The sequence below is a fragment of the Kutzneria chonburiensis genome (genome assembly GCF_028622115.1).
Lineage (GTDB): Bacteria > Actinomycetota > Actinomycetes > Mycobacteriales > Pseudonocardiaceae > Kutzneria > Kutzneria chonburiensis.
Window position 1 is genome coordinate 7,655,044 of sequence record NZ_CP097263.1, and the last position, 21,813, is coordinate 7,676,856.

28 protein-coding genes and 1 tRNA gene are annotated in these 21,813 nt (G+C 69.8%); 23 read left to right on the forward strand and 6 right to left on the reverse strand.

All coding sequences use genetic code 11. The annotated features are described in order from the left end of the window. Positions 1–24: 24 nt before the first annotated feature. The 19 genes from M3Q35_RS35345 to M3Q35_RS35435 all read left to right on the forward strand — a co-directional run bounded on the left by M3Q35_RS35345 (position 25) and on the right by M3Q35_RS35435 (position 13,620). Positions 25–348 (forward strand): hypothetical protein, encoded by a 324-nt coding sequence (locus M3Q35_RS35345; protein WP_273936870.1) that lies wholly within the window; start codon positions 25–27, stop codon positions 346–348. After that, the gene (locus tag M3Q35_RS35350; protein ID WP_273936871.1) at positions 348–812 is read left to right on the forward strand and encodes a DUF3307 domain-containing protein; all 465 of its coding nucleotides are present in this window, start codon (positions 348–350) and stop codon (positions 810–812) included. Before M3Q35_RS35345 ends, M3Q35_RS35350 begins: the two co-directional genes overlap by 1 nt. Further along, entirely contained in the window at positions 812–1,255 is a 444-nt protein-coding gene (locus M3Q35_RS35355; RefSeq protein ID WP_273936872.1) for an RRQRL motif-containing zinc-binding protein, read from the forward strand. Before M3Q35_RS35350 ends, M3Q35_RS35355 begins: the two co-directional genes overlap by 1 nt. Next, entirely contained in the window at positions 1,252–1,632 is a 381-nt protein-coding gene (locus M3Q35_RS35360) for a hypothetical protein (RefSeq protein ID WP_273936873.1), read from the forward strand. The genes M3Q35_RS35355 and M3Q35_RS35360 overlap by 4 nt, the downstream gene beginning before the upstream one ends. Positions 1,633–1,659: 27 nt before the next feature. Further along, positions 1,660–1,827: a hypothetical protein gene (locus M3Q35_RS35365; protein ID WP_273936875.1), complete on the forward strand. Its 168-nt coding sequence runs from the start codon at positions 1,660–1,662 to the stop codon at positions 1,825–1,827. Between the two features lie 89 nt (positions 1,828–1,916). Further along, positions 1,917–2,180 (forward strand): hypothetical protein, encoded by a 264-nt coding sequence (locus M3Q35_RS35370; protein ID WP_273936876.1) that lies wholly within the window; start codon positions 1,917–1,919, stop codon positions 2,178–2,180. Continuing rightward, positions 2,177–2,482 (forward strand): hypothetical protein, encoded by a 306-nt coding sequence (locus tag M3Q35_RS35375; RefSeq protein ID WP_273936877.1) that lies wholly within the window; start codon positions 2,177–2,179, stop codon positions 2,480–2,482. The genes M3Q35_RS35370 and M3Q35_RS35375 overlap by 4 nt, the downstream gene beginning before the upstream one ends. Then, a complete protein-coding gene (locus M3Q35_RS35380) occupies positions 2,479–2,736 on the forward strand; it encodes a hypothetical protein (protein WP_273936878.1) in 258 nt (85 codons plus the stop codon). The genes M3Q35_RS35375 and M3Q35_RS35380 overlap by 4 nt, the downstream gene beginning before the upstream one ends. Then, positions 2,733–3,074 (forward strand): hypothetical protein, encoded by a 342-nt coding sequence (locus tag M3Q35_RS35385; protein ID WP_273936879.1) that lies wholly within the window; start codon positions 2,733–2,735, stop codon positions 3,072–3,074. The genes M3Q35_RS35380 and M3Q35_RS35385 overlap by 4 nt, the downstream gene beginning before the upstream one ends. Continuing rightward, the gene (locus M3Q35_RS35390) at positions 3,071–3,235 is read left to right on the forward strand and encodes a hypothetical protein (RefSeq protein ID WP_273936880.1); all 165 of its coding nucleotides are present in this window, start codon (positions 3,071–3,073) and stop codon (positions 3,233–3,235) included. The genes M3Q35_RS35385 and M3Q35_RS35390 overlap by 4 nt, the downstream gene beginning before the upstream one ends. 463 nt (positions 3,236–3,698) lie before the next feature. Continuing rightward, on the forward strand, positions 3,699–4,115 hold the full coding sequence (locus tag M3Q35_RS35395; protein ID WP_273936881.1) for a hypothetical protein: 417 nt from the start codon (positions 3,699–3,701) through the stop codon (positions 4,113–4,115). Positions 4,116–4,127: 12 nt separating this feature from the next. After that, the gene (locus M3Q35_RS35400; protein ID WP_273936882.1) at positions 4,128–6,377 is read left to right on the forward strand and encodes a zonular occludens toxin domain-containing protein; all 2,250 of its coding nucleotides are present in this window, start codon (positions 4,128–4,130) and stop codon (positions 6,375–6,377) included. A gap of 318 nt (positions 6,378–6,695) precedes the next feature. Continuing rightward, entirely contained in the window at positions 6,696–7,745 is a 1,050-nt protein-coding gene (locus M3Q35_RS35405; protein WP_273936883.1) for a hypothetical protein, read from the forward strand. Between the two features lie 116 nt (positions 7,746–7,861). Beyond that, on the forward strand, positions 7,862–8,803 hold the full coding sequence (locus M3Q35_RS35410) for a hypothetical protein (RefSeq protein ID WP_273936884.1): 942 nt from the start codon (positions 7,862–7,864) through the stop codon (positions 8,801–8,803). 33 nt (positions 8,804–8,836) lie between these two features. Continuing rightward, a complete protein-coding gene (locus M3Q35_RS35415; protein WP_273936885.1) occupies positions 8,837–9,565 on the forward strand; it encodes a PP2C family serine/threonine-protein phosphatase in 729 nt (242 codons plus the stop codon). Between the two features lie 181 nt (positions 9,566–9,746). After that, positions 9,747–10,793: a bifunctional DNA primase/polymerase gene (locus M3Q35_RS35420; protein ID WP_273936886.1), complete on the forward strand. Its 1,047-nt coding sequence runs from the start codon at positions 9,747–9,749 to the stop codon at positions 10,791–10,793. 28 nt (positions 10,794–10,821) lie between these two features. Further along, positions 10,822–12,051, forward strand: a complete 1,230-nt coding sequence (locus tag M3Q35_RS35425; protein WP_273936888.1) for a DUF3631 domain-containing protein — start codon at positions 10,822–10,824, stop codon at positions 12,049–12,051. 185 nt (positions 12,052–12,236) lie between these two features. Continuing rightward, positions 12,237–12,470 carry a helix-turn-helix domain-containing protein gene (locus M3Q35_RS35430; protein WP_273936889.1) on the forward strand — a complete coding sequence of 78 codons (234 nt, stop codon included), beginning with the start codon at positions 12,237–12,239 and terminating at the stop codon, positions 12,468–12,470. Continuing rightward, positions 12,454–13,620, forward strand: coding sequence for a site-specific integrase (locus M3Q35_RS35435; RefSeq protein ID WP_273936890.1), 1,167 nt, complete (start codon positions 12,454–12,456; stop codon positions 13,618–13,620). Before M3Q35_RS35430 ends, M3Q35_RS35435 begins: the two co-directional genes overlap by 17 nt. Before the next feature lie 65 nt (positions 13,621–13,685). On the opposite strand, the gene M3Q35_RS35440 is transcribed toward M3Q35_RS35435, so the two are convergent. Together M3Q35_RS35440 and M3Q35_RS35445 are read right to left on the reverse strand one after the other, a co-directional pair. Then, positions 13,686–13,762, reverse strand: a tRNA-Pro gene (locus M3Q35_RS35440). A gap of 21 nt (positions 13,763–13,783) precedes the next feature. Continuing rightward, complete coding sequence (locus M3Q35_RS35445; RefSeq protein ID WP_273936892.1) at positions 13,784–14,746, reverse strand: metallophosphoesterase; 963 nt, start codon at positions 14,744–14,746, stop codon at positions 13,784–13,786. 65 nt (positions 14,747–14,811) lie between these two features. Here M3Q35_RS35445 and M3Q35_RS35450 point away from each other — a divergent pair, with 65 nt between their 5' ends. Genes M3Q35_RS35450 through M3Q35_RS35460 form a run of 3 tightly spaced genes read left to right on the forward strand, consistent with a single transcriptional unit; the run spans position 14,812 to position 15,947 of the window. Beyond that, on the forward strand, positions 14,812–15,282 hold the full coding sequence (locus M3Q35_RS35450) for a GatB/YqeY domain-containing protein (RefSeq protein ID WP_273936893.1): 471 nt from the start codon (positions 14,812–14,814) through the stop codon (positions 15,280–15,282). Between the two features lie 4 nt (positions 15,283–15,286). Continuing rightward, positions 15,287–15,694, forward strand: coding sequence for a hypothetical protein (locus tag M3Q35_RS35455; protein ID WP_273936894.1), 408 nt, complete (start codon positions 15,287–15,289; stop codon positions 15,692–15,694). Beyond that, complete coding sequence (locus M3Q35_RS35460) at positions 15,687–15,947, forward strand: hypothetical protein (protein ID WP_273936895.1); 261 nt, start codon at positions 15,687–15,689, stop codon at positions 15,945–15,947. Before M3Q35_RS35455 ends, M3Q35_RS35460 begins: the two co-directional genes overlap by 8 nt. A gap of 401 nt (positions 15,948–16,348) precedes the next feature. Here the strand turns inward: M3Q35_RS35460 and M3Q35_RS35465 are convergent, their stop codons facing one another. Further along, positions 16,349–18,718 (reverse strand): transglycosylase domain-containing protein, encoded by a 2,370-nt coding sequence (locus tag M3Q35_RS35465; protein WP_273936896.1) that lies wholly within the window; start codon positions 18,716–18,718, stop codon positions 16,349–16,351. A gap of 244 nt (positions 18,719–18,962) precedes the next feature. On the opposite strand from M3Q35_RS35465, the gene M3Q35_RS35470 reads away from it, so the two are divergent. Further along, positions 18,963–19,265, forward strand: coding sequence for a WhiB family transcriptional regulator (locus M3Q35_RS35470; RefSeq protein WP_273936897.1), 303 nt, complete (start codon positions 18,963–18,965; stop codon positions 19,263–19,265). 101 nt (positions 19,266–19,366) lie between these two features. On the opposite strand, the gene bagB is transcribed toward M3Q35_RS35470, so the two are convergent. From bagB to M3Q35_RS35485, 3 genes are read right to left on the reverse strand one after another with little or no spacing between them, the layout of a single operon-like run. Next, positions 19,367–20,491: an ATPase BagB gene (bagB, locus tag M3Q35_RS35475; RefSeq protein ID WP_273936898.1), complete on the reverse strand. Its 1,125-nt coding sequence runs from the start codon at positions 20,489–20,491 to the stop codon at positions 19,367–19,369. After that, the gene (gene bagA / locus M3Q35_RS35480; protein WP_273936899.1) at positions 20,491–21,498 is read right to left on the reverse strand and encodes an ATPase BagA; all 1,008 of its coding nucleotides are present in this window, start codon (positions 21,496–21,498) and stop codon (positions 20,491–20,493) included. Before bagA ends, bagB begins: the two co-directional genes overlap by 1 nt. 49 nt (positions 21,499–21,547) lie before the next feature. Beyond that, positions 21,548–21,799, reverse strand: a complete 252-nt coding sequence (locus M3Q35_RS35485) for a hypothetical protein (RefSeq protein WP_273936900.1) — start codon at positions 21,797–21,799, stop codon at positions 21,548–21,550. Positions 21,800–21,813: the final 14 nt, after the last annotated feature.

The following is a 21,813-nucleotide window of genomic DNA, read 5'->3' on the forward strand; positions in this document are numbered from 1 at the left end:
TCCCGACGCAAGGAGCACCACACGATGCACGCCAACGACTTCCCCGGCTTCGACGACATCACGGAGCCGACCGCCGCCGAGCTCGCCGCGATCGACGCGTCCGGCACCCTGACCGCGCTGGATGCGGAGTTTCACCACCTGATCAGCCACCCGTCGCTGTCCGCCGAGTTCGCCAAGATGCGGGAGCAGGGCCCGGCGGCCTCCGCCTCGCTGCTGGACGGCTCCGCCCGCGCCCGCCGTGACCGCCGCATCGCCCAGCGCGCTCTGGGTAGCACCGTGCGGGTGCTGCGGGTCCAGTTCGACGCCGCCGTCACCGCGCCCGTGTCGACCGGAGAGGCGGCCGCCTGATGAACATCCCGGCCGCGCTCACCTTCGCCGTCGTGTTGGTCGCGTTGCTGGTCACGCACAACGTGGCCGACCACTGGTTGCAGACCCACCACCAGGCGTGCACGAAAGGCGCGGACGGCTGGGTTGGCCGTTGGGCCTGCGCCCGCCACGTCGGCACCTACACCGCCGCCACGGCCGGCATGGTTGCCGTGCTGGCCGCCCTGCACCTGGTCGACATCGCGCCGCTCGGCTTCGTGCTCGGTCAGCTCGTGTCGGCGGTGACGCACTACTGGGCCGACCGGCGCAAGCCGCTGCTGGTGTTGGCCGTGCTGGTCGGCAAGCGCGACTACTACCACTTCGGCGCTCCCCGCCCGGGCCACGACGACAACCCCGGCGTCGGCACCGGCGCGTACACCCTGGACCAGGCGTGGCACTGGCTGTGGCTGCTGGTCGCAGCGCTGCTTACGGCGCTGGTCGGTGTGTGATGGGCAGCAAGGTCCGAGCCGTCGTCAAGCTGCACGTGGCGTGGTCGGATAGCTGGGAGTTCACCCATGGCCTGCACGACGGCCTGCCGCTGCTGCCGACCAAGTGGGCACCCCGGCACCTGTTGGCCACCAAGAACCAGCTCAAGGCGCTGGGTAAGCGGCCCGGTGGTCACGACCCCGTTGCGCTGCTCTACGGCTACAGCAAGAGGGGCAACTGCCAGTGGTTCGCCCCGCTGTACCTGATCAGCAAGGCCAAGCCCAAGTTGGTGATGACGCCGCGCAAGTGGCACTCGCTCAACCTGGCCAACCTCGCTCGCCGCGAGTGCAAGCGGTGCCACCGCGCCCGCGACTACGTCATCCCGCCGACGTTCGGCATGTGCTTCCCCTGCGTGGAAGCCGGCGAGAACACCGACACCACAACACTTTCAGGAGTTGCAGCGTGAGCACCTACCAGAAGATGACCGGCTTCGTCGTCAACCCGCGACTGGGCATCATCGGCGGCATCAACGTCCGGCTGGAGATCGGCAACGCCGTGTGGGACGTGGCCCGGCCGATGATCGAGGTCGCGGACAACGTCGTGATCTCGCCCGAGGCGGAGGCCGTGGACGGCGACGTCGTGTTCCGCCTGAACCGGTGGCAGATCCTCCAGCTGGACCCGTTGGTGCAGCTGCCGATCGTCGGCCACACCCAGGCAGCCGCCGTGACGATCGCCAACGACTTCCGCGCCGACCGCACCATCTCGTTCGCCAGCGGCCCGGAGGCGCTCAACGCTTGGGTCGCCGACTACCTCGCCGCCCGCCAGCCGAGCAACCAGCGCTGACCACGCCATCCCATCGGAGGAAACGTCATGTCTGCCAAGTGCTTCTGCGGTGCCAAGGCCACCCACGCCTACTCGGGCCTTCAGGTCTGCGCGAACTGCTACCAGGGCCACGCCGCCAACGACGAGAGCCCCAACCACATCCCGCGTGACTACGACTGGTCCAGCGAGATGGACGCCCGGCGACTGACCGACTGATGCCCGGTCCGGCAGCCCTCCCGCCAAGAAGACCTGCCGGACCGGGTCCAACAACCCCTATCCGATCACTGATCAGAAGGGACACCACAGTGTCTCGCACCGTCGTTCGCCGCAGGAACACCGCCCGGTCCGCCGTGCTGCTGTGGGGCACCTGCCCCACCTGCCGGGAGATCCACTACACGCTGACCACCGAGGGCGCCCTTCCGGAGCACCCCGTGCCCGGCTACGGCCCGGGCCGCCCGACCTGCCTGGGGTCCGGTGCGCTGCCGGTGCCCGGCACGGTTGAGCCGGCCCAGACGTGCTTCAACGCCAGCGGCAACTACGGCGTCGTGCAGATGGGAGCGGCCGCGTGAGCGCCCCGGACGCCTCGCCGCTGCTGTTCCCGGCGGAGCTGGAGACGCTGGCCGCGCAGGCCCGCGCCGATCTGGACGCCGCCGGCATCGCCGACCCGGCCGACTTCCCCGCCTGGTGCCGCCGTATCGCGGCCGCCCGGCGCGCGCTGGCCGAGGTCTACGGCATCGCCCGCCGCCACACCGAGACGGGGTCGTTGGCGTGGTGGGCGCTGCACGACGCGATGCGGCACAGCGACGCGCACGCCGTGCGCCTGATCGCCCAAGCCAACGAAGCCGAGCTGGAAGGCGGTAGCGGCCGATGAACACCCGCGCTCAGTTCGCGAACCTGACCAGCGCCGCGCTGCTGGTCTACGGGCTGCTGACGATCCTGACGTTGATCGTGCGGGTGCTGACCACCAGCACCGCGCTGGTCTTGGAGATCGGGGAGCGGTTCGTCGAGGCCGGCGACGCCGCCTGTGCCGCTGCCCGCGCCTCCGGCACCCAGTCGGCCCGGTCCGGGCCGACCGTCTTCGGCACCACCACCCGCGCCTACAACGCCACCAGGAGTGCCCCGTGAACATGACGAATGGTCACTTTCTGTTCGTGCTCCCGGTCAGCCTGATCATCGGGGCCGCTGTGGTGGTGTGGCTGGTGGCCCGGCTGGTCTGGCGTCGGGCCCGCGCCGCGACCATGCGGTCGCTGGTCAGCGGTCCGGCCGCCCGGTCGCCGTGGCGCGCGGTGCTGCTGGCCGCGCTGGTGGCCGGTGCGCAGTGGGCCGTGGTCGCGCACAACCCGGAGCCGCGGTTGCTGCTGGCCGTGCTGGTGGTGCCCGCGCTGTTCGCCGGGGCGTCGCTGGCCCGCCTGATCCCCGCCACGGCGACCGTCCGCAGTGGACGCAAGGGGGCGCGGCGATGAGCTTCACCAACATCCCCAACCCGGACGGCACCCGGAAGACCTGCCGCGACTGCGGCGAAATGACCGTACTGATCACGACCGGCACGGGCACCGAACGCGTCCACTGCGGCACCTACACCGCCCGCTGCCACACCACGACCGCGAGGAGGCGGACCCGATGAGCAGCGCATTCCCACGCCCCGTTGACGACTTGGTCCCGGCGGTCCGCAAGTGGGCGGCCGAGCTGGGCTCGATCCCGTCACGCAACAAGATCAAGCAGCGGTTCCGGGTCGGCGCGGACAAGGCCAACGCCGTGCTCGCGATCCTCTCCGAGACCGGGTTCGACCCCGCCGACCCCGGCGGGGAGACCAGTCCGGCTGCAACCGGAGGGGCGGCGCTGCACCTGGTCCCGCCGCAGACCGAGCTTGAGCCGACCACCGACACCGACGCGGGGGACGTGACCACGCTCGTGCCGGACCCCCTCCGGTTGCAGCCGATCCCGAGCCCACGGCCCCGGCTGATGCCGACCTGGTCACCGATGCCCAGGCCGTTGCGGAGCAGACCGAGCAGGTCAGCCACGCCGCCGACCCGGGCACCACCACCAGCCCCGCGACGGCCAAGCCGGTCGGTCGGTGGTGGCGCTGGGTGCTCGCGCCGATGGCGGTGTCCGCGTTCGTCGCGATCTGGTCCGGCTGGGTCGGGCTGGGTGGCATGACCGGGTTCGGCATCGTGCACCCGCTCCCCGGGATCGCCGATGGCTTCCAGCTCAACACCGCCATCACCCTGCCGCTAGGAGTCGAGGCGTACGCCGCCTACGCCCTGCGCGTCTGGCTGGCCCGCATCGGCACCAGCCGGGCCCAGCGGTTCGCCAAGTGGTCCGCACTCGGGTCGCTGCTGCTCGGCTCGGCCGGGCAGGTGGCCTACCACCTCATGTCCGCCATGGGCATCACCACCGCCCCGTGGCCGATCACCACCTGCGTTGCCTGCCTGCCCGTGGTCGTGCTCGGCCTCGGTGCCGCGCTGGCCCACCTGCAACACGACACCGAGACCACCCAGCAGTAAGGAACCCTCGCCATGAGCACCACCACCGTGACCGGGTTCTCGACCCCGGACGACGACGACATGCCCGACAACGTCCACGTCCTGCGGCCGCACGTCAGCGACACCGTAGGCCCGGGCACGGAGATCGAACCGGCCGGCGACATCGTCGACGCGGAGCTAGTCACCCCGGCACAGGAAGCCGAGCTGGCCCAGCGCCGCGCCGCGATCGCGCTGCGCCAGGCCGGCAACGTGGCCCGGGTGGTCCGGGGCGGGGCCACCCACCCCCACACCAAGGCCGTCGCCCGGGCCAGCGCGTCGCTGCTCGTGACCACGGCCCAGGGCCACGCGAGCTGGGCCCGGCGCGCGGTCGACGCCCTGACCCATGCTCACGTCCGCGAGCAGATCGCGTCCGCCCGCGCGGGCAACGACCGTGAGGCGCTGGCCGAGTGGACCGACCGGTTGGTGGACCTGAAAAAGGCCCGGGCCGAGCGGCTCCGGGCGCTGCCGGCCACCATCCGGGCCGCGCTGGTGTCGCTGCTGGTCGCGGTGGTCGTGCTGGCCGGCATCCTGCTCGTGGCGGGGATCGCGTTCCAGCTCACCCCGGGCGGGCTGGACTGGGATTCCTGGTGGGAGCTGTTGGGGGAGATCGCCGGTGTGCTCGGCATGATCGCCACCGTGGCCGTGCACGTCGCCGTGTGGGGCGCGGTCCCAGCGTGGCTCGCGTTCGCGTGGCGAGAGGGCAAGCGTCGGGTGATGGCCCCGGCGTGGATGGGTGCCAGCGACGACGCCCCGACCGAGCGCGACGTGGTGCCGGATGAGGGCGCGATCCTTAACGCGCTGCGCAACCTGAACCTCCCGGCGCTGAACAAGAAGTTCAAGGAGGGCTGGAAGCCCCGGTGGGTGTCCGGATCGGCCTACGACGGCCGGGGGTGGCGCACGCAGCTGCTGCTGCCCGAGGGCGTCACGGTCGAGATGATCGTGGACCGCAAGGACGTGCTCGCGCACAACCTGCTCCGGCTGCCGGTCGAGGTGTGGCCGACCGAGCCCAAGAACCAGCCCGGCGTGCTGGACCTGTGGGTCGCCGACCAGGGCTCGCTGACCAAGCCGGTCGACCCGTTCCCGCTGCTCACGGAGGGCACCACGGACTACTTCCGGGGCGTGCCGGTCGGCATCAACCCCCAGGGCAAGATCGTGCTCGGCCGGCTGTTCCAAGCCAACTGGGGCGTCGCCGGCATGATGGGCTCGGGCAAGTCGACGCTGATCATCTCCGCCCTGTTGGGCGCGATGCTCGACCCGCTGGTGGAGATCGACGTGTACTGCATGGCGTTCAACGCCGACTACGACCCGCTGGCCCCGCGCCTGCGGACGCTGTTCAAGTCCGACGAACCGGATCAGATCCCGGTTGTGTTGGAGGCGCTCAAGAAGCTGATGAGCGAGCTGTCCGAGCGCGGGCGGATCCTCTCGGAGATGGGGGAGCCGAAGCTGACCCGCAAGCTCGCGGCCGCCGACCCCCGGATGCGGCCGCGTGTCGTGGTGATCGACGAGTGTCAGGAGCTGTTCGTCTCCGACATCGGCGAGGAAGCCGCGGAGCTGGTGGAGAAGATCGTGGCCAAGGCCCGCAAGTACGGCGTCACGATGCTGTTCGCGACGCCGGTCCCGTCTGCGGACTCGTTGCCGCGCAAGGTGGCCAAGGTGCTGTCCAACAAGGCGTGCTTCGCGATCGGCGACCACCAGGGCAACGACGCCATCCTGGGCACTGGCAAGCACAAGGCCGGCATCACCGCGACCACGTTGCGGCCGATGACCGAGGACTCCGACGGCACCGTCGACACCGGCGACATCGGCACCGCCATGACGGTCGGGTTCATGCCGATCGACGGCCTGATGCGCTGCTTCTACGTGCGGCGCGGCGAAGGCGTCGACGAGGTCACGCCGGTCGTGAAGCGGGCGTTGGCGTTGCGGGAAGGCACCGTGCCGCAGGCCCCCGCCATCCCGGCCGGCGACACCGACGTTGACCACCTGGCCGACGTCGCGGCGGTGTTGGCCGGGCGGACGGTGGTCAAGCAGCAGGAGGTGTTGGGGTTGCTGGCCCTGCACAACCCGGCCGTCTACACCGAGTGGTCGGCGGCCGAGCTGCGCGCCGCGCTGCCCGAGGCGGCCCGGCCGTACAAGACGATGGGCGCGATGCACCTCAACGCCGACCGGGTGGCCGCCGCTCTCGCCGCCCGCGACGCCGACACCGAAACCGACACGGACAGTGACGGACCGGAGGATGAGGCGTAGAGGGAATCGGGCAGGGACCGGTGAGGGAGGAAGGGAGTTCTCCCTCACCGCGTCCCTACCCCGCCTCCCTTACCGTGAGCTGCGACAACGAGCCGTAGGGAGGCAGGGAGCCGCACCGCGCCGGACCTGCGAAAACCACGGAAAACGGGGTCTATGCCGCGTCGCCCGTCGGCTCCCTCCCGCTCGCACCACCCCTTCACGTGACTACCCATCGTGACCATGGGCGCCGCTCGTTCCTGCGGGTCCAGCAGCCGTGGTCAAACCAGGAATCCCTTGCCTGGCAAGGGGGACGTGACAACTCCACAGAGGAGCCACGCAATGTGCCGAACAGGAGGCCGCCGCTGCTCCGGCAGCAGCGGCACGGCCAAGAACACGCTGCGCCAACAGATCCACCGCGCCCGCCGCGCCGTCGACGCTGCCCGCGCAGCCGGCGACACCGCTGCTGTCGCCGCTGGTGAGGCCCGGATCGAGGCGGCCACCACCGCGTTGAACGCGCTCAAGCAGCAGGACCAGCGGGCGCGGGAATCCGCTGCGCAGCAAGGGGACGTGACACCACCGCCCACCGTGGTCCGCGCGGACACCGAGCGCGACACGACCGCCGTCGACAACGGCCTGGTCGTGGACATGCGCGTCACGGACAACCACGGCGTCGTCATCGGCCGGTCGGTTGGCCCGGTCCGTACTGGCCATGGCGTGCAGATCATCGGCGGCAGCTGGGACGACGTCGACCGCGAGCCGGACGCCGCGCACCGCGCCGCCCGGCAGGCAGCACGGGCCGAGCGGCAGGAAGCACGCGAGCAGCGTCACCAGGCCCGGCAGGAACGACGCAGGGCCCGCGAGGCGCGCTGGGCTGCTCAGGCGGGGGACGTGACCACCACCGGCCACATCTGGGGAGGCGTCCACATGGGAACGACCAGCCGCGACGACAACGTCAGGTTCGGCGACGTCACCAACAACACCGGCGTCGTGATGGGCAGCAACACCGGCGGCATCTACGTCAGCAACTCGACCAGCAAGAGCCACGCCCGCCCGGGCGACGACGCCGAGCACGACGCCGAGAAGGCCGCGCGGAAGGCGGCCAAGAAGGCGAAGAAGAAGGCCAAGAAGGAGCGGACCGGCGGCGACGCCGGCGACGTCATCATCGGCCGCCAGGTCGGCGGGGTCGTGCAGGGCGACGGCTACACCATCGTCGGCGGCAACGTCTACCGACACCCGGGCCGCCCGGTGTCCGTGCGCGGCACCGCAGTCACCGACGCCATCACCGGCCAGCCGCTCACGCCCACGCACACCGTCGCCAACCCCGCCGCCGGCAACTCCGTGGTGCACCGGGGCGGGGTCCTCTACGTCAACGGCGAACGGATCGACTAACCCGCCCACTACCCCATCCGTCACCAGCACGCGAGGCACTGTCCACACCGGACGGTGCCTCGCCGCGTTTCTCCTTGTCAGCTCAGGGACGTGACACATCGCGAAGGGACCACACGGTGATCAGCCCCGACAACTTCCCCACCCCCGCTCTCGCGCTGCGCTCGACCGACCCGGTCGAGGTCGACCGCGTGACCTACTTCGCCCGGCACCAGGCCAACGCCGCCGAAGACCTGCGCCGGCAGCTGCTGGCCACCGACTGGCCCGGACTGCCGCTCAAGCGCCGGATCGTCATGCTCCGGGCCAGCTTCACCACGCTCGTGCAGTGGCGCTACGGGCTGGCCCGGCAGGCACCCGGCCGCATCGGCGTCGGCATCCCCTTGGACGCCGACCGGTTCCGCCTGTCCATGCGCGAGGCGGGCCCCAACTTCGACCGGCTCGGCTACACCGGCCGACTGCGCGCCGGTGCGCAGTGGGATGCGGTCAGCAGGACCTACGTCGGTGGGCAGGACACCCCGGCCAGCCGGATCATCCTCGCCTACGGCAACGCCGCGCTCGACCGGTTCGCCGCCGAAGCGCCCGACGGGGAGGTGTTGCAGAACGTCGTGGCGCTGCCCGACGGGACGCGCGTGAACGGCAACCGGCTGGTACGCCGCGCGGCCGCCGACCAGATCGGCGTCAACCTGCTGCGCCGGATCGCCACGCGCGGGCACGACGCCAGCCGTATCGAAGTCGGCGGCGGCCCGATCTACGCCGTCACCGCCGCCGCCGATGACGCCGATGTCCTGTACGCCGAAGCCCTACGGCTGCTCGCGCAAGCGTGCGAGCTGCGGCGCGAACAGCGGATCAGGGCCTGGCAGACGGCTCGTTACCTGCTCTACCAGGGCCCGCGCACCAAGAAGGGCAGCGACGCCGTCATCCGCGCGTTCTTGGTCGCTGTCGGCTCGGTCCTGCTCTACCAGGTCCCGACGATCGAGCACGACGCCGACCTGCGGTGCATGGTCCTGGGCCAGCCCGCGGCAACCACCATGCCCGCCGACGCGGCCCTCTACCCCCGCTAGCCCATGAAACCCGTTGAAAGGACACCGTTTCTCGTGACCGACACACTCACCTTCCCTGCCGTTCCGCAGGTGGCCATGGCGACCCGGCGCGGCGTGCGTGACCACAACATGGACGCCGCCGCGTCCTTCGCCGCCTCGACCGGACTGGTCGCCGTCGCCGTGGTCGACGGCATCGGCAACGACCAGGCCGGGGCCCAGACCATGACCGAGCTGGCCCGCATCGCCGTGAGGATCGGCGTCACCAAGGGCCCACTGGCCGGGATCCTCACTGCCGCCGCCTACATCGACGACCCCGGCACCGAGACCTACAAGCCCAACGCCGTCGCCGTGCTCGCGATCGCCGAGCCCGGAGAGCCGACGCTACTGGGCTGGGTCGGCGACTCCCACGCCTACGGCTGGGACGGCACGACCCTGCACCGCCGCACCAATCCCCACACCATGGGCGCGTTCCTGCGCTGGAACGGCGACAACGAGTTGGCCCCAGAGCACGACAACTGGGTCCGCCTCAGCCTGGTCAAGGCCACCCCGACCACAGTGGCGCTCTCGGAGATCCCCGCCGATGAGTTGGTGCTGCTGGTCTCCGACGGGATCGACAGCGTCGGCGACGACGAGTTGCGGGCGCTGGTTATGCGCCATCAGCACGATCCGCAGGCACTGGCCGACGCCATCGTGGCCGCCGCCCGCGAGGATGAGGACGGCTACCGCGACGACGCCACCGCTGTGGTCCTCATGCCGGCCGACGCGGCGCTCTACTCGGACTAACCGCCCAGGGGTGTCTTCCCAGTAGCGGTAACAACGGTAACAGCGGTAACACCGCAGGTCAGCGTGTTACCGCTGGCGTCACCGTTACCGCTACGACGGCCAACACCCCGGCACGTCCGGCGGGGCGTGGTCCACATCGGACTGCGCCCCGCCTTCTGTTTGCCCACACCACCCTGGGGACGTGACGCGTCCCGCGTACGAAAGGGCCTCCACCCGTGACCAGCACCCGAGACATGCTCGCGGCCGCGCTGGCTGCCGCCGCGCTGGGCTTGTACGTGTTCCCCATCCGGCAGGGCCGCAAGAAGCCCCCGCCTTCCACGGCGTCAAGTCCTGCCCCCGCAAGGGCATCTGCCGCAACGGCCACCAGGGCTGGGAGCAGCGCGCCATGGTCGACCCCGACCTGATCCGCTGGTACTGGACCAGCCGCGAAGGCGCGGGCTGCAACGTCGGCATCGCCTGCGGGCCCTCGGGCATCGTGCTGGTCGACCTGGACACGCCCAAGTCGCCGGAGGATGTGCCCTCGGACGGCTGGAACCGGAGGGGCATTCGGGATGGGCACGACGTGTTCACCGCCGTCTGCGAGCAGGCCGGCCAGCCCGTTCCCTGGGAGACCCGAGCGGTAGCCACGCCGCGCGGCGGGACGCACCTGTACTTCCGGGAACCGCCCGGCGTGCAGCTGCGCAGCACCGAAGGGGAGCAGGGCAACGGGTTGGGGTGGAAGGTCGACACCCGCGCCCACGGCGGCTACGTCGTCGCCCCCGGGTCGGTCACCGATGACGGCCGCTACACGATCACCGAGGACTGCGCCCCGGCGGAGTTGCCGGCATGGTTGGCTTCGCGTCTTGCTTCCAGGCCACCAGCGGCCACCACAGCGGCTCCTGTGCGCGGCTCTGAGCGACTGCCCGCCTACGTCGCGGCGGCGGTGCGGGGTGAGTGCGATCGGGTTGCAGCGGCGCAACCAGGTCGGCACACCCGGACCTTGTTCAGCGCGGCCGGCAACCTTGGCCAGTTCGTCGGCGGCAACCTGCTCCCCCCGGTTGAAGCCGAAGCCGCTCTCTACGCGGCCGCACGCCACATGATCACCGGCGACTGCGACTGCACCGAGCGCGAGCTGCGCCGCACCATCACCAACGGCCTGCGCGCTGGGGCGTTCCGTCCCCGCGTGCCCCCGACCGACCCGCCCGCCACCACACAGGGCGGGCTGTTCGGACAGCGGGGCGCGGCATGACCGTCCACAGCGAACAGGAGAACAGCCCATGACCGCCGCACTGCGGATCGTGCCGCCCGGCGCACCCCAGCCCGGCCACGAGATCCTCGACGACGTCCGCGACTTCGTGGCGCGGTTCTCCGCGTTCCCCTCGCCGCACTGCGCCCCGACCCTGGCGTTGTGGTGGGCGCACACGTGGGCGGCCGAGCACTTCTACATCACGCCCCGGCTGGTGTTGTCCTCCGCAGAACCGGAGTCCGGCAAAACCCGCGTGCTGGAAGTCGGCAAGCACTTCGCCCGCGCGCCGGAACTGACCACCGCCGGGTCGGCCGCCGCGATGGTGCGGATGATCGCCGCCGGTCCGATCACGCTGCTGTTCGACGAAGTGGATGCCGTGTTCACCGCAGGCGGATCGGGCAACGAGGAAGTCCGCAACATGCTCAACAGCGGATACAAGCGGGGCGCGACGATCCCGAAATGCAAAGGTGACGCCGCGTCCGGCATCGTCGTGGAACGCCTGCCGGTGTTCGCCCCGGTCGCCATGGCCGGGCTGTACGGCTGCATTCCTGCAACGGTCACCACGCGGGCGATCACGATGAACCTGCGGAAGCGTCGCCACGACCAGCCCGTGGACGCCTACAACGAGAAACGCGCCGAGAAAGCCGCCGAACCCGTCCGGGACGCATTGGCCGGGTGGATCACCGGAATCGGCGAAGCCCTAGGCGACGCCGAGCCAGTCATGCCGGACGGGGTCGCCGACCGGGCGGCCGAAATCTGGGAACCGCTGCTCGCTGTCGCCGACGCTGCCGGCGGGCATTGGCCCGACACCGCTCGCGCGGCGTGCGTCGATTTCGTCCAGACCAGCAAGCAAACCCCGGCATCGTTGGGTGTCCAGTTGCTCGCGGACATGCGCAAGGTATTCGCGACGCTGGACACGGACCGCGTTCCCACGCCGGTGCTGTTGGCGGCGCTGCTGGATATGGAAGACGCGCCGTGGACGGAAATGGAGAACGGTCGGCCCCTCACGGATCGGCGGCTGGCGAAGGAAATGCGCAAGTACTTCGTCGCGCCCGTCGCATTCCGTGCCGGTGGCCGGGTCGTGAAGGGCTACACCACGGGGCCCACGTTCGACACCAGCGGAGAGCAGGCGCAGGTGGGCCTGGCGGACGCGTGGTCGCGGTACGTGCTGACCAGCAGCAACGCTGCAGGTCAAGCCCTCACGGCCGGGGCGGCGGAGACGACGGCGGGCGCCCAGTCCGCGCTGGAAGGGATGCCATGACCGGCCGCACCCGAAGGGGTGTTGGCGATCGTAGCGGTAACGGTGACGCTAGCGGTAACACGCTGACCTGCGGTGTTACCGCTGTTACCGATGTTACCGCTACTGGGAAGGCACCCCTGGGGGCCCCGGCCGCTGCCGGGGCTCTCCCGCTACATGGTCCTGTGTCGAACGGTCAGGGGGACGCTATGCCGGAGATTGCTCGCGTGCCGGTGGCGGTGCCAGTGCGGCACCTGTATCGAATTCCGGAAGCCATGGTGTTGTTGTCCATGGGCCGATCTGCGATCTATGAGCAGATCCGGGCCGGTCGCCTCAAGACGGTCAAGCAGGGGACGAGCCGCCTTGTTCCGGCGGCGGCCATCAACGCGTACGTGGAATTGCTCATGAGGGAATCGGGGGTGGAGTTTGACCAAGCGTCGTAGCCGTGGCGATGGTGGTCTGCATTGGGATGAGAACCGTAAGCGCTGGATCGCTACGGTCACCGTCGGATTCGACGGACGTGGTAAGCGGATCACCAAACGTGCCAGTGGGCGGACGAAGACCGAGGCGAAAAACAAGCTTGACGCCATCATGCGTGACGTCAAGGATGGCCTTGCGATCGAACCGCACAACTACACCGTCGCTGACGCGGTGAACAACTGGTTGCAATACGGGCTGAACGGCCGTGACAAGCAGACCGTTGCAACATGTCGGATCCTCGCCGAAACGCACGTCGTGCCCGCCTTGGGTGCTCTTAAGCTCCACAAGCTGTCGGCGGACGACGTTGACGAGTGGCTTGCGGATAAGGCGAAGACGCTCAGTACGCGGACGCTGCGCGACCTGCGGTCAGTTCTCCTCCGTGCCGTCAAACGGGCGCAGGCGCGCGACAAGGTGAAGCGCAACGTCGTGCTGCTCTGCGAGTGCCCGGAAGGGCAGGCTGGCCGGCCGTCCAAGTCGCTGACGTTCGACCAGGCGGAGGCTGTTCTGCGCCGGGCAGAGGCCGACGACTCGACGATCGGTGCGTACATCGTGGTGTCCCTCGTTGGCGGCCCACGGACGGAGGAGGTGCGGCCGCTCACGTGGTCGCATGTGGACCTGAGGGGCAACCCGGACGCCAACCCGCCGGTACCGCCGCACATCGCTGTGTGGCGGTCGGTGCGGACCGGTGGCGACACGAAGACTCGGAAGTCTCGCCGCACGCTTGCCTTGCCACAGAGGGCAATCAGCGCGCTCAAGGCGCAGCAGGCGCGTCAGGAGGTGCACAGGAAGCGCCCCGGCAAGCAGTGGCGGGAACACGGCCTGGTGTTCGCGTCGGAGGTCGGCACCGAGCTGGACGCCGCCAACGTGCGCCGCCAGTTCCGGCGCGTGCTCAAGGCGGCCGGGCTGAACGCGGCCGAGTGGACGCCCCGTGAGCTGCGCCACAGCTTCGTTTCGCTGCTCTCCGACAGCGGCATGAGCTTGGAGCAGATCTCACGGCTGGTGGGCCACAGTGGCACGTCGGTCACGGAGGAGGTTTACCGCCACCAGATCCGTCCGGTGATCCAAGACGGGGCGACTGCCATGGACCGGATTTTCCCGGACTCAGCAGCGTAGTCACGCAGTTAGTCACTCAGACGCAAATCAGGGGCTGTCCGCTCTACAGTGGACAGCCCCTGACCTGGTCGGGGTGACAGGATTTGAACCTGCGACCTCTTCGTCCCGAACGAAGCGCGCTACCAAACTGCGCCACACCCCGGTTGATCGAACGAGGTGAAGTCTAGCTGATGTCGGCTCCAGCTCCGAATCGGGTCCTGCTTTGGCGGCTGGACCCCTCTTGACCTGCGCCGTTGCTGCGGGGGACGAGCGTGAGCAGGCTGGCTTCCGGCGGGCAGGCGAAGCGGACGGGCGCATATGGGCTGGTCCCGAGGCCGGCGGACACGTGGAGCCACGTGTGGGCGCCCCAGCGGGAGACGCCACGGGCGCGGGTGCGATCCAGCTCACAGTTTGTGACGAGGGCGCCGTAGCCGGGGAGGCGGAGTTGTCCGCCGTGGGTGTGGCCGGCCATGACGAGGTCGTAGCCGTCGGCGGCGAACTGGTCGAGTACGCGGGGTTCGGGGGAGTGGGTGACGCCGAGGCTCAGCGCGGCCGAGGGGTCGGGGCGGCCGGCGATGTCTTCGTAGCGGTCGCGCTTGAGGTGGGGGTCGTCGAGTCCGGCGGTGACGATGGCCTGGCCAGCGACGGTGATGGTCTGCCGGCTGTGGGTGAGGTCGTGCCAGCCGTGTTCGACGAACGCCGCGCGCAGGTCGCGCCAGGGCAGGGGGATGCCGTGGATGCGCTTCTTGCGGGCCTTGGGCAGCAGGTAGCGCACCGGGTTCTTGGGCTTGGGCGCGTAGTAGTCGTTGCTGCCGAAGACGAACACGCCGGGCAGGTCGAGCAGCGGCCCCAGGGCGCGGACGACGCCGGGCACGGCGTGCCGGTGGGCGAGGTTGTCGCCGGTGTTGACGACGAGGTCGGGCGCGAGCTGGGCGAGTTCGGCGACCCAGCGCTGCTTGGACCGTTGGCCGGGCATCATGTGCAGGTCGGAGATGTGCAGCACGCGCAGCGGCGTGGCGCCTTCGGCCAGCACCGGCACGGTGGCTTCGCGCAGCGTCCACCTGGTCCGCTCGATGGCGGCGGCGTAGCCGACCGTGGCGGCTCCGAGGGCGGCCGTGCCCAGGACTATCCGACCGAACGTCTTCACGCCTCCAGGGTACGGCGGTTTACTCGATCGGGTCCGGGGTGCCCGCCGGAGTAGCGTTTGCCCTCATGGCGGAGTTGAAGGAGAAGCTGCGGACGGATCTGACCGCGGCGATGAAGGGCCGGCAGGCCACTGTGGTCGCGACCTTGCGGATGGCGTTGGCCGCGGTGACCACCGAGGAGGTGGCCGGCAAGACCGCGCGGGAGCTGTCCGACGACGAGGTGCTCAAGGTCCTCTCGCGTGAGGTGAAGAAGCGCAACGAGGCCGCCGAGGCGTTCGCCGGCGCCGGCCGCAAGGAGCAGGCCGACGCCGAGCTGGCCGAGGCCGCGGTGCTCAAGACGTACCTGCCGGCGCAGTTGTCCGATGACGAGCTGGCCGACATCGTGACGCAGGCGATCGCCGACGTCGCCGCCCAGGTGGGCGAGCAGCCGGGGCAGAAGCAGATGGGCCAGGTCATGAAGGCCGCGAACGCGAAGGTCGCGGGCCGGGCCGAGGGCGGCCGGGTCGCCGCCGTGGTGAAGGCCAAGCTGCTGGGCTGACGTGGTGGCCGAGCCGGCGGTGTTCCGCTGTTCCCTGCGCAACGGGCGCGTCGCCTTGATGGCGTCCGTGACGGGACTGCTCGCCGCCGGCTGGCTGGCCGTGGGCCTGTTCGCCGGCATCCCTGGTGGGCAGGTCCTGCCATGGCTGGGCGTCGGGTTCCTCATCGTCGGCTCGACCGGCGCCTACCTGTCTCGAACCAAGATCGTTATCGACGCCGAGCAGGTCCGGGTGCACTCCTTGATCGGCTCGGCCGCCGCTCGGCGGACGGCGGTCACCCGGATCAGTTCGCCCCGTTCGGGTCTCGGCTTCTTCACCGACGCCGACGGCAAGGTCCTGGCTTCGTTCCAGGACGCCTACACCCCGGCGCAGCTGTCCCGGATCGCCGGCTTGCTCGGAGTCGACTGTGCGTGACGATCGGTACGGCAAGCGCACCTGGGACCTGATCTACCTCATGAAGAAATGGCAGTTCTACGCGGCCGTGTTCGCCATTGCGGCGGCGGTGTTCGGCCTCGTCGTCCGACCGACGATCCACGACCTGTGGGCGATCTTCGTGTTCGGTGCGCTGTTCATCGGCATGTTCAGCTGTCTGGCCCGAGTCGCCGTCCTGGGCGTCGCCATGGTGCGGTCGGCCAAGCAGGACAAGGCCGATCGGGAAGCGGCATGACCGACTACGGCCGCGAGCGGGAACGCCGTCGGCGGCAGCGTTCCTTGCTGTGGCTGGGATATCTCCTCTGTGCGGTGGTGGTCCTGGCGTTGCGCGTCGGGCCGCTGCCAGCCCTGACCGGCATGGTCGGCATCGTGGTGCTGGGCGGCTCGAATACGGGAGTCGCTGGGCGCGCATCCGTTCGCCGACACCATGAAATCGCTGCCCGACGCCTTTCCGCCGGGCTCGGTGACCGTGCTCGACAGGTCAGCTGTGCATCAAGTACTCCGACCTGGGCGACCACGTCGACATGGCCGACACGGACTGCCCGGCCGGGTCGGCCACCCCGACGGTGACACTGGGCCGGTGACGCGGAAGGGGCCGGGAGCGAATGCTCCCGGCCCCTTCTTATGCACAACAGGTCAGCCGCCCGGTGTGCCGCCGGTTGTCGGTGCCGGTGATGTGGCGCCTGGCGCCTGGGGCACGAAGCCGGTGCTCACGTAGAGCGTGATGCTCTGGCTGTGCGGGGCGGAGCCGATGGGGGTCTGGCCGACGACGGTGCCCTTGGGGGCGATGGAGTTGAAGTCGGCGGTCTGCACGATGTTGTAGCCGGCGCCCTTCAACGCGTTGGTGGCGTCGCCGACGTTCTTGCCGACCACGTAAGGGATGGCCGGCCCGTGGTCCTTCTTGTCCATGTACGCCGGGTCGGCGTTGGGCAGGGGCAGCACGGGTGAGTTGCCGACGATCTGGGTGAAGGCGTTGAACCAGGTCGGCGCGGCGACGGTGCCACCGAAGGCGCCGTTGGCCCCGGCGCAGTTGGGACTGCTGTGCACGGGCAGCGTGCCGCAGATGGGCTCGGGGGTGGAGCCGTCGGCAAACACCATGGACGAGGCGGACCAGTTGGGCAGGATGCCGAGGAAGCCGACCGAGCGGCTGGTCTCGGTGGTGCCGGTCTTGCCGGCCATCGGCCGGGTCCAGTGCGCGTTGCGGGCGGCGGCGACCGAGGTGCCGCTGATGGTGTCGTCCTTGAGGCCGTTCACGATCGTGTCGGCCACGGCCTTGTTGACGACCTGCTCGCACGGCGGCGTGTTGAGCGGCACGGCCTTGCCGGTGTGGTCGGTGACGGCGGCGATCGGGTTGGGTTCGCACCACACGCCGCCGCTGGCCAGGGTGGCGCCGACGTTGGCCAGCTCCAGCGGGCTGAGCGGGGTCACGCCGAGGGTGAACGACAGGTTGTTCTGCATCGACTGGCTCTGCGGCTGGGTGGTCAGCTCGTTCGCGCCGTTCGGGTCGGGCTTCCCACCGGCCTGGTTGGTCTTCATGGTGTTGCGCATGCCCAGCCGGGACGCCATGTCCAGCACCGACGGCATGGTGGCGCCGATCTCGACGTTGGTGAACGAGGTGTTGGGCGAGATGGCCAGCGCCTCGTGCAGGGTGATCGGGTCCGGGTTGGTCGCGTCGTCGTTGGCCACCGTGTGGCACTTGGTTTCCGGGTACCGGATCGGCGGGAAGAAGCAGAACGTCTTCGGGTTGGGGATGCCGGTGTTGAGGCCGACCTGGCCCTTCTCCATGGCCGCGGCGGTGGTGAAGATCTTGTAGATCGAGCCGGCGCCGAAGTTGTCGCTGACGTCGGCGGGCAGGTTGGTCAGGGTCTGGCCCTGCGCGGAGTCCACGCCCAGGTCGCGGTTGGCCACCAGCGCCGCGATGTCGTGGCTCTGGCTGCCCGGTTTGATGATCACGAACGTGTTGGCGATGCCGTTGGCCGTCTTGGGCACGTTCTTCTCGGCGGCCGCCTTGGCGATCTTGGAGATGTCCGGGTCCAGGTTGGTCTTGATCACGTAGCCGCCGGTCTGCAGCTGGTCGGAGTTGAAGCCGGCCTCCTGCAGGTAGCCGAGCACGTAGTCGCAGTAGAAGCCGACCTCGGGGGCGGTGCCGACGCAGCCGGAGCCGGGCAGCTGGGGCTCGGGGCCGACGCCGAGGTCGGCCTTCTTAGCGGCCTCGGCGTTGTCGGTGGTGATCTTGCCGGTGGTCACCATGGCGTCGATCACGGTGTCGCGGCGCTTCTTGGCCGCCGCCGGGTGCTGCCACGGGTCGAAGCTGACCGGGTTGTTGACCACGCCGGCCAGCAGCGCGGCCTGGGACAGGGTGAGGTTCTTGGGGGTGGTGTTGAAGAACACCTGGGACGCGGTGCCGATGCCGTCCACCCGGCCGAGGAAGGTGACCAGGTTGAGGTACCGGGTCAGGATCTCGTCCTTGGACAGCTTCTTCTCCAGCTGGAGCGCGACCCGGGCCTCCTTGAGCTTGCGGGCCACGGTCTGCGCCTGGGCCTGCTCCTGGGCCGACTTGTCGTCCCGGCCGGCCACCAGCACCTGGTAGTTCTTCACGTACTGCTGGGTGATGGTGGACGCGCCCTGGGACACGCTGCCGTTGACCTGGTTGCTCAGCAGCGCCCGGAAGGTGCCCTGCCAGTCGACGCCGTCGTGCTGGTAGAACCGCCGGTCCTCGATTGCGACGATGGCCGCCTTCATCACGTCCGAGATCTGGTCGGACGGCGTGTTGACGCGGTACTGCTGGTACAGGTACGCGATCGGCTTGCCGTTCTTGTCCTCGACGACGGACATCAACGGTGGGTCGGTGGTCACCAGGTCCGCCGATGTGGCGTCCACGGTGTCACTGGCGCGGTTGGAGACCACACCTAGCGCCCCCACGGTGGGGAACAGCATGCCCGCCACCAGAACACCGGCCAAAAGGCACAGACCGACCAACTTCACAAGACCGTTGCCGACACGCACGACAGTCACAGTACGCGTCATCACGTGGTGCTTCGATGTGAGCGCTCACCGCGACGTTCATTCACCACTTCGGGTGGGTGAAGCTCACATTCGGGTAACCCGGTGTTGGCATGGGAACCAGATGGCTCTACAGTCCGTCAACGTCTCATGACAACGCCGGAGGACAGTCCGCACCCGCGGTCAGCCTACGGCAGCCGGTACCGGGGGTATCGGTTTTTGGACGAGACGTAGGGGAGCGGGGGTCATGCAGTTCGTTCAGGGGGATTGGCGTGTCGACGCCTCATGTCGAGATGAAGATCCGGAGCAGCTGTTCGTCAGGGGTGCTGAGCAGCGCAAAGCCAAGACCATCTGCCTGAGTTGCCCGGTGCGGACGGAGTGTCTGTCCGAGGCGCTGGACAATCGCATCGAGTTCGGTGTGTGGGGCGGAATGACCGAGCGTGAGCGCAGGGCTCTGCTGCGTCGCCGACCGGATGTGGACTCCTGGTTCGAGTTGCTGGAGTCGGCGCGGCGCGAGCATGCCGATCTTGGTGAGTACAAGGTCAGTTGATCGACGACAATTTGTTGAGCGGTCAAAAAAATAACCGATGATCAACGCGAATTTCGCCGACGGCGGCAATCGCCGCCCTCGGCGAAACAAGCATGCCCGTTTCAGTCTCCGGCCAGGCGTCGCCCGATTTCGCGCAGCCCGGCCAGGTCGTGCACGTCCTCGGCCAGCGCCGGCACCCCGGTGACGGCCACCGCCGGATGAGCCTTGGTGAACCGGGCCAGCAGCCGCTGCTCCCTGGTCGCCACGGCCACCCGGTCGGCGTGCACCCGCAGCACGGCCGCGGCCAGCGGCGCCTCGCCGTTGCGGTCCAGCTCGTCGGCGGCCGCCACCGCCTTGCCGGCCGGCAGTTTGGCCAGTACGGGATGGGTCCGGTTGAGCACCAGCCCGGCCAGCGGCATCGACTCCGCGGCCAGCCGCTCCACGAAGTAGGACGCCTCCCGCAGCGCGTCCGGCTCCGGCGCGGCGACCACCAGGAACGCGGTGCCGGGCGAACGCAGCAGCTGGTAGGTCTTCTGCGCCCGCTCCCGGAAGCCGCCGAACATGCTGTCGAAGGCCTGCACGAACGCGGACGCGTCGGCCAGCAGCTGACCGCCGATGATCGTCGAGATGGCCTTGGTGAACAGCCCGAACCCGGCGCCGACGATCTTCAGCAGGCCCCGCCCGCCGGCCCGCGCCGGGGCCGACAGCAGCCGGATGATCCGCCCGTCCAGCACGGTGGACAGCCGCTGCGGGGCGTCCAGGAAGTCCAGCGCCGACCGGCTGGGCGGGGTGTCGACCACGATCAGGTCCCACGAGCCGTCGGCCGCCAGCTGCCCCAGCTTCTCCATGGCCATGTACTCCTGCGTGCCGGAGAACGAGGAGGAAATGGTCTGGTAGAAGGGGTTGGCCAGGATCTGCTCGGCCCGGTCCGGTCCCGCGTGCGCCAGCACCATGTCGTCGAACGTGCGGCGCATGTCCAGCATCATCGCGTGCAGGCGGTCCTCGGTGTCGAAGCCCTCGACCGACACCTTGCGCGGGGTGTTGTCCAGTTCCCGCAGGCCCAGCGACTGGGCCAGCCGCCGGGCCGGGTCGATGGTCAGCACGACGGTGTGCCGCCCGCGCTCGGCCGCCCGTGCGGCCAGCGCCGCCGCGGTGGTGGTCTTGCCGACGCCGCCGGACCCGCAGCAGACGATCACCTTGGTCGCCGGGTCGTCCAGCAACTTGTCGACATGAAGCTTTGCCGCCATCAGCGGACCCCCTGGTCGACCAGCGTCTCGGCCAGCTCGTACAGCGCGCCGACATCGACGCCGTCGACCAGCTCGGGCAGCTCGAGCGCCGGCAGGTCGGCCTCGGCCAGCAGCTCACGGGCCCGCTGCTCGGCCTGCACACGTACGGCGTGCTCGACGGTCTCCTCGACCAGGCCGGCCAGCTCGTCCTTGGGCAGCTCCAGGCCGACGGCGGCCAGCCCGGTCCGTACGCGCGCGGCGTCCACTCGACCGCTGGCGGCCGCCGGCAGCGAGCGGTCGGCCAGCCGCGCCGGACGGACCCGGTTCACGAACACCGCGCCCGGCCGCAGGTCGGCGCCGTCCAGCTCGGCCACCGCGTCCAGGGTCTCCCGGACCGGCATCTCCTCCAGCAGCGTGACCAGGTGCACGGCGGTGTCGCCGGAGTGCATCAGCCGGACGACGCCCTCGCTCTGGCCCTTGATCGGCCCGACCTTGGCCACGTCCTGCACGGCCCGGGTGACGTCGAGGAACTTCACCACCCGGCCGGTCGGCGGCGCGTCCAGCACCACGTGGTCGTACATGTGCCGGCCGGCGGCGTCGGTGCGGCCGACGCACTCCTTGACCTTGCCGGTCTGGAGGACGTCGCGCAGGCCCGGAGCCAGCGTCGTGACGAACTCGATCGCGCCCATCCGCCGCAGCGTCCGGCCGGCGAAGCCCAGGTTGTAGAACATGGCCAGGTACTCCATGAACGCCGCGTCGGCGTCCACGGCCAGCGCCCGGATCTCGCCGCCGTCGGGCGCGGAGGCGATGCGCTCCTCGGCGTACGGCAGCGGCGCGCGGTCGAACAGCTGGGCGATGCCCTGCCGCTCCTCCACCTCGACCAGCAGCACGCGACGGCCACCGGTGGCCAGCGCGATGGCCAGCGCCGCGGCCACAGTGGTCTTGCCGGTGCCACCCTTGCCGGTGACCACGTGCAACCGGGCCCGGGTGAGTTCCTCGGTCCAGCCGCCGACGAAGGGTGTGGTCACGAAGCCAAGCCTAGGCGTCCGATCTGAGCGTCGCTTCCGGTTGTGACGGTTACCCGATGTGATGCATGAGGACCAGGATCATGTACTGCGCGGCGACCACGCCCCAGACCACGGTGCTCGGCAGCACGGTGGCGATCAGCCCGCACAGCACCGCGAAGACCAGCGTCGACCACAGGGCCGCGCGGGTCACGTCACCGGGATTGCGGTTCCGGTCGTCGCGCACCTTGCCGGTGATCAGCAGGGTCATGATGATGCCGCCGAACGCCATCAGGCAGGTCGCGATGATCCGCCACGTCTCCACGTGATCGAAAATAG

What these genes read in the sequence shown, in the direction of transcription:
- M3Q35_RS35345 (WP_273936870.1), top strand. Translation starts at nt 25, where the DNA reads ATGCACGCCAACGACTTCCCCGGCTTCGACGACATCACGGAGCCGACC.
- M3Q35_RS35350 (WP_273936871.1), top strand. Translation starts at nt 348, where the DNA reads ATGAACATCCCGGCCGCGCTCACCTTCGCCGTCGTGTTGGTCGCGTTG.
- M3Q35_RS35355 (WP_273936872.1), top strand. Translation starts at nt 812, where the DNA reads ATGGGCAGCAAGGTCCGAGCCGTCGTCAAGCTGCACGTGGCGTGGTCG.
- M3Q35_RS35365 (WP_273936875.1), top strand. Translation starts at nt 1,660, where the DNA reads ATGTCTGCCAAGTGCTTCTGCGGTGCCAAGGCCACCCACGCCTACTCG.
- M3Q35_RS35380 (WP_273936878.1), top strand. Translation starts at nt 2,479, where the DNA reads ATGAACACCCGCGCTCAGTTCGCGAACCTGACCAGCGCCGCGCTGCTG.
- M3Q35_RS35390 (WP_273936880.1), top strand. Translation starts at nt 3,071, where the DNA reads ATGAGCTTCACCAACATCCCCAACCCGGACGGCACCCGGAAGACCTGC.
- M3Q35_RS35400 (WP_273936882.1), top strand. Translation starts at nt 4,128, where the DNA reads ATGAGCACCACCACCGTGACCGGGTTCTCGACCCCGGACGACGACGAC.
- M3Q35_RS35405 (WP_273936883.1), top strand. Translation starts at nt 6,696, where the DNA reads ATGTGCCGAACAGGAGGCCGCCGCTGCTCCGGCAGCAGCGGCACGGCC.
- M3Q35_RS35425 (WP_273936888.1), top strand. Translation starts at nt 10,822, where the DNA reads ATGACCGCCGCACTGCGGATCGTGCCGCCCGGCGCACCCCAGCCCGGC.
- M3Q35_RS35430 (WP_273936889.1), top strand. Translation starts at nt 12,237, where the DNA reads ATGCCGGAGATTGCTCGCGTGCCGGTGGCGGTGCCAGTGCGGCACCTG.
- M3Q35_RS35450 (WP_273936893.1), top strand. Translation starts at nt 14,812, where the DNA reads ATGGCGGAGTTGAAGGAGAAGCTGCGGACGGATCTGACCGCGGCGATG.
- M3Q35_RS35470 (WP_273936897.1), top strand. Translation starts at nt 18,963, where the DNA reads ATGCAGTTCGTTCAGGGGGATTGGCGTGTCGACGCCTCATGTCGAGAT.
- bagB (WP_273936898.1), bottom strand. Translation starts at nt 20,491, where the DNA reads ATGGCGGCAAAGCTTCATGTCGACAAGTTGCTGGACGACCCGGCGACC.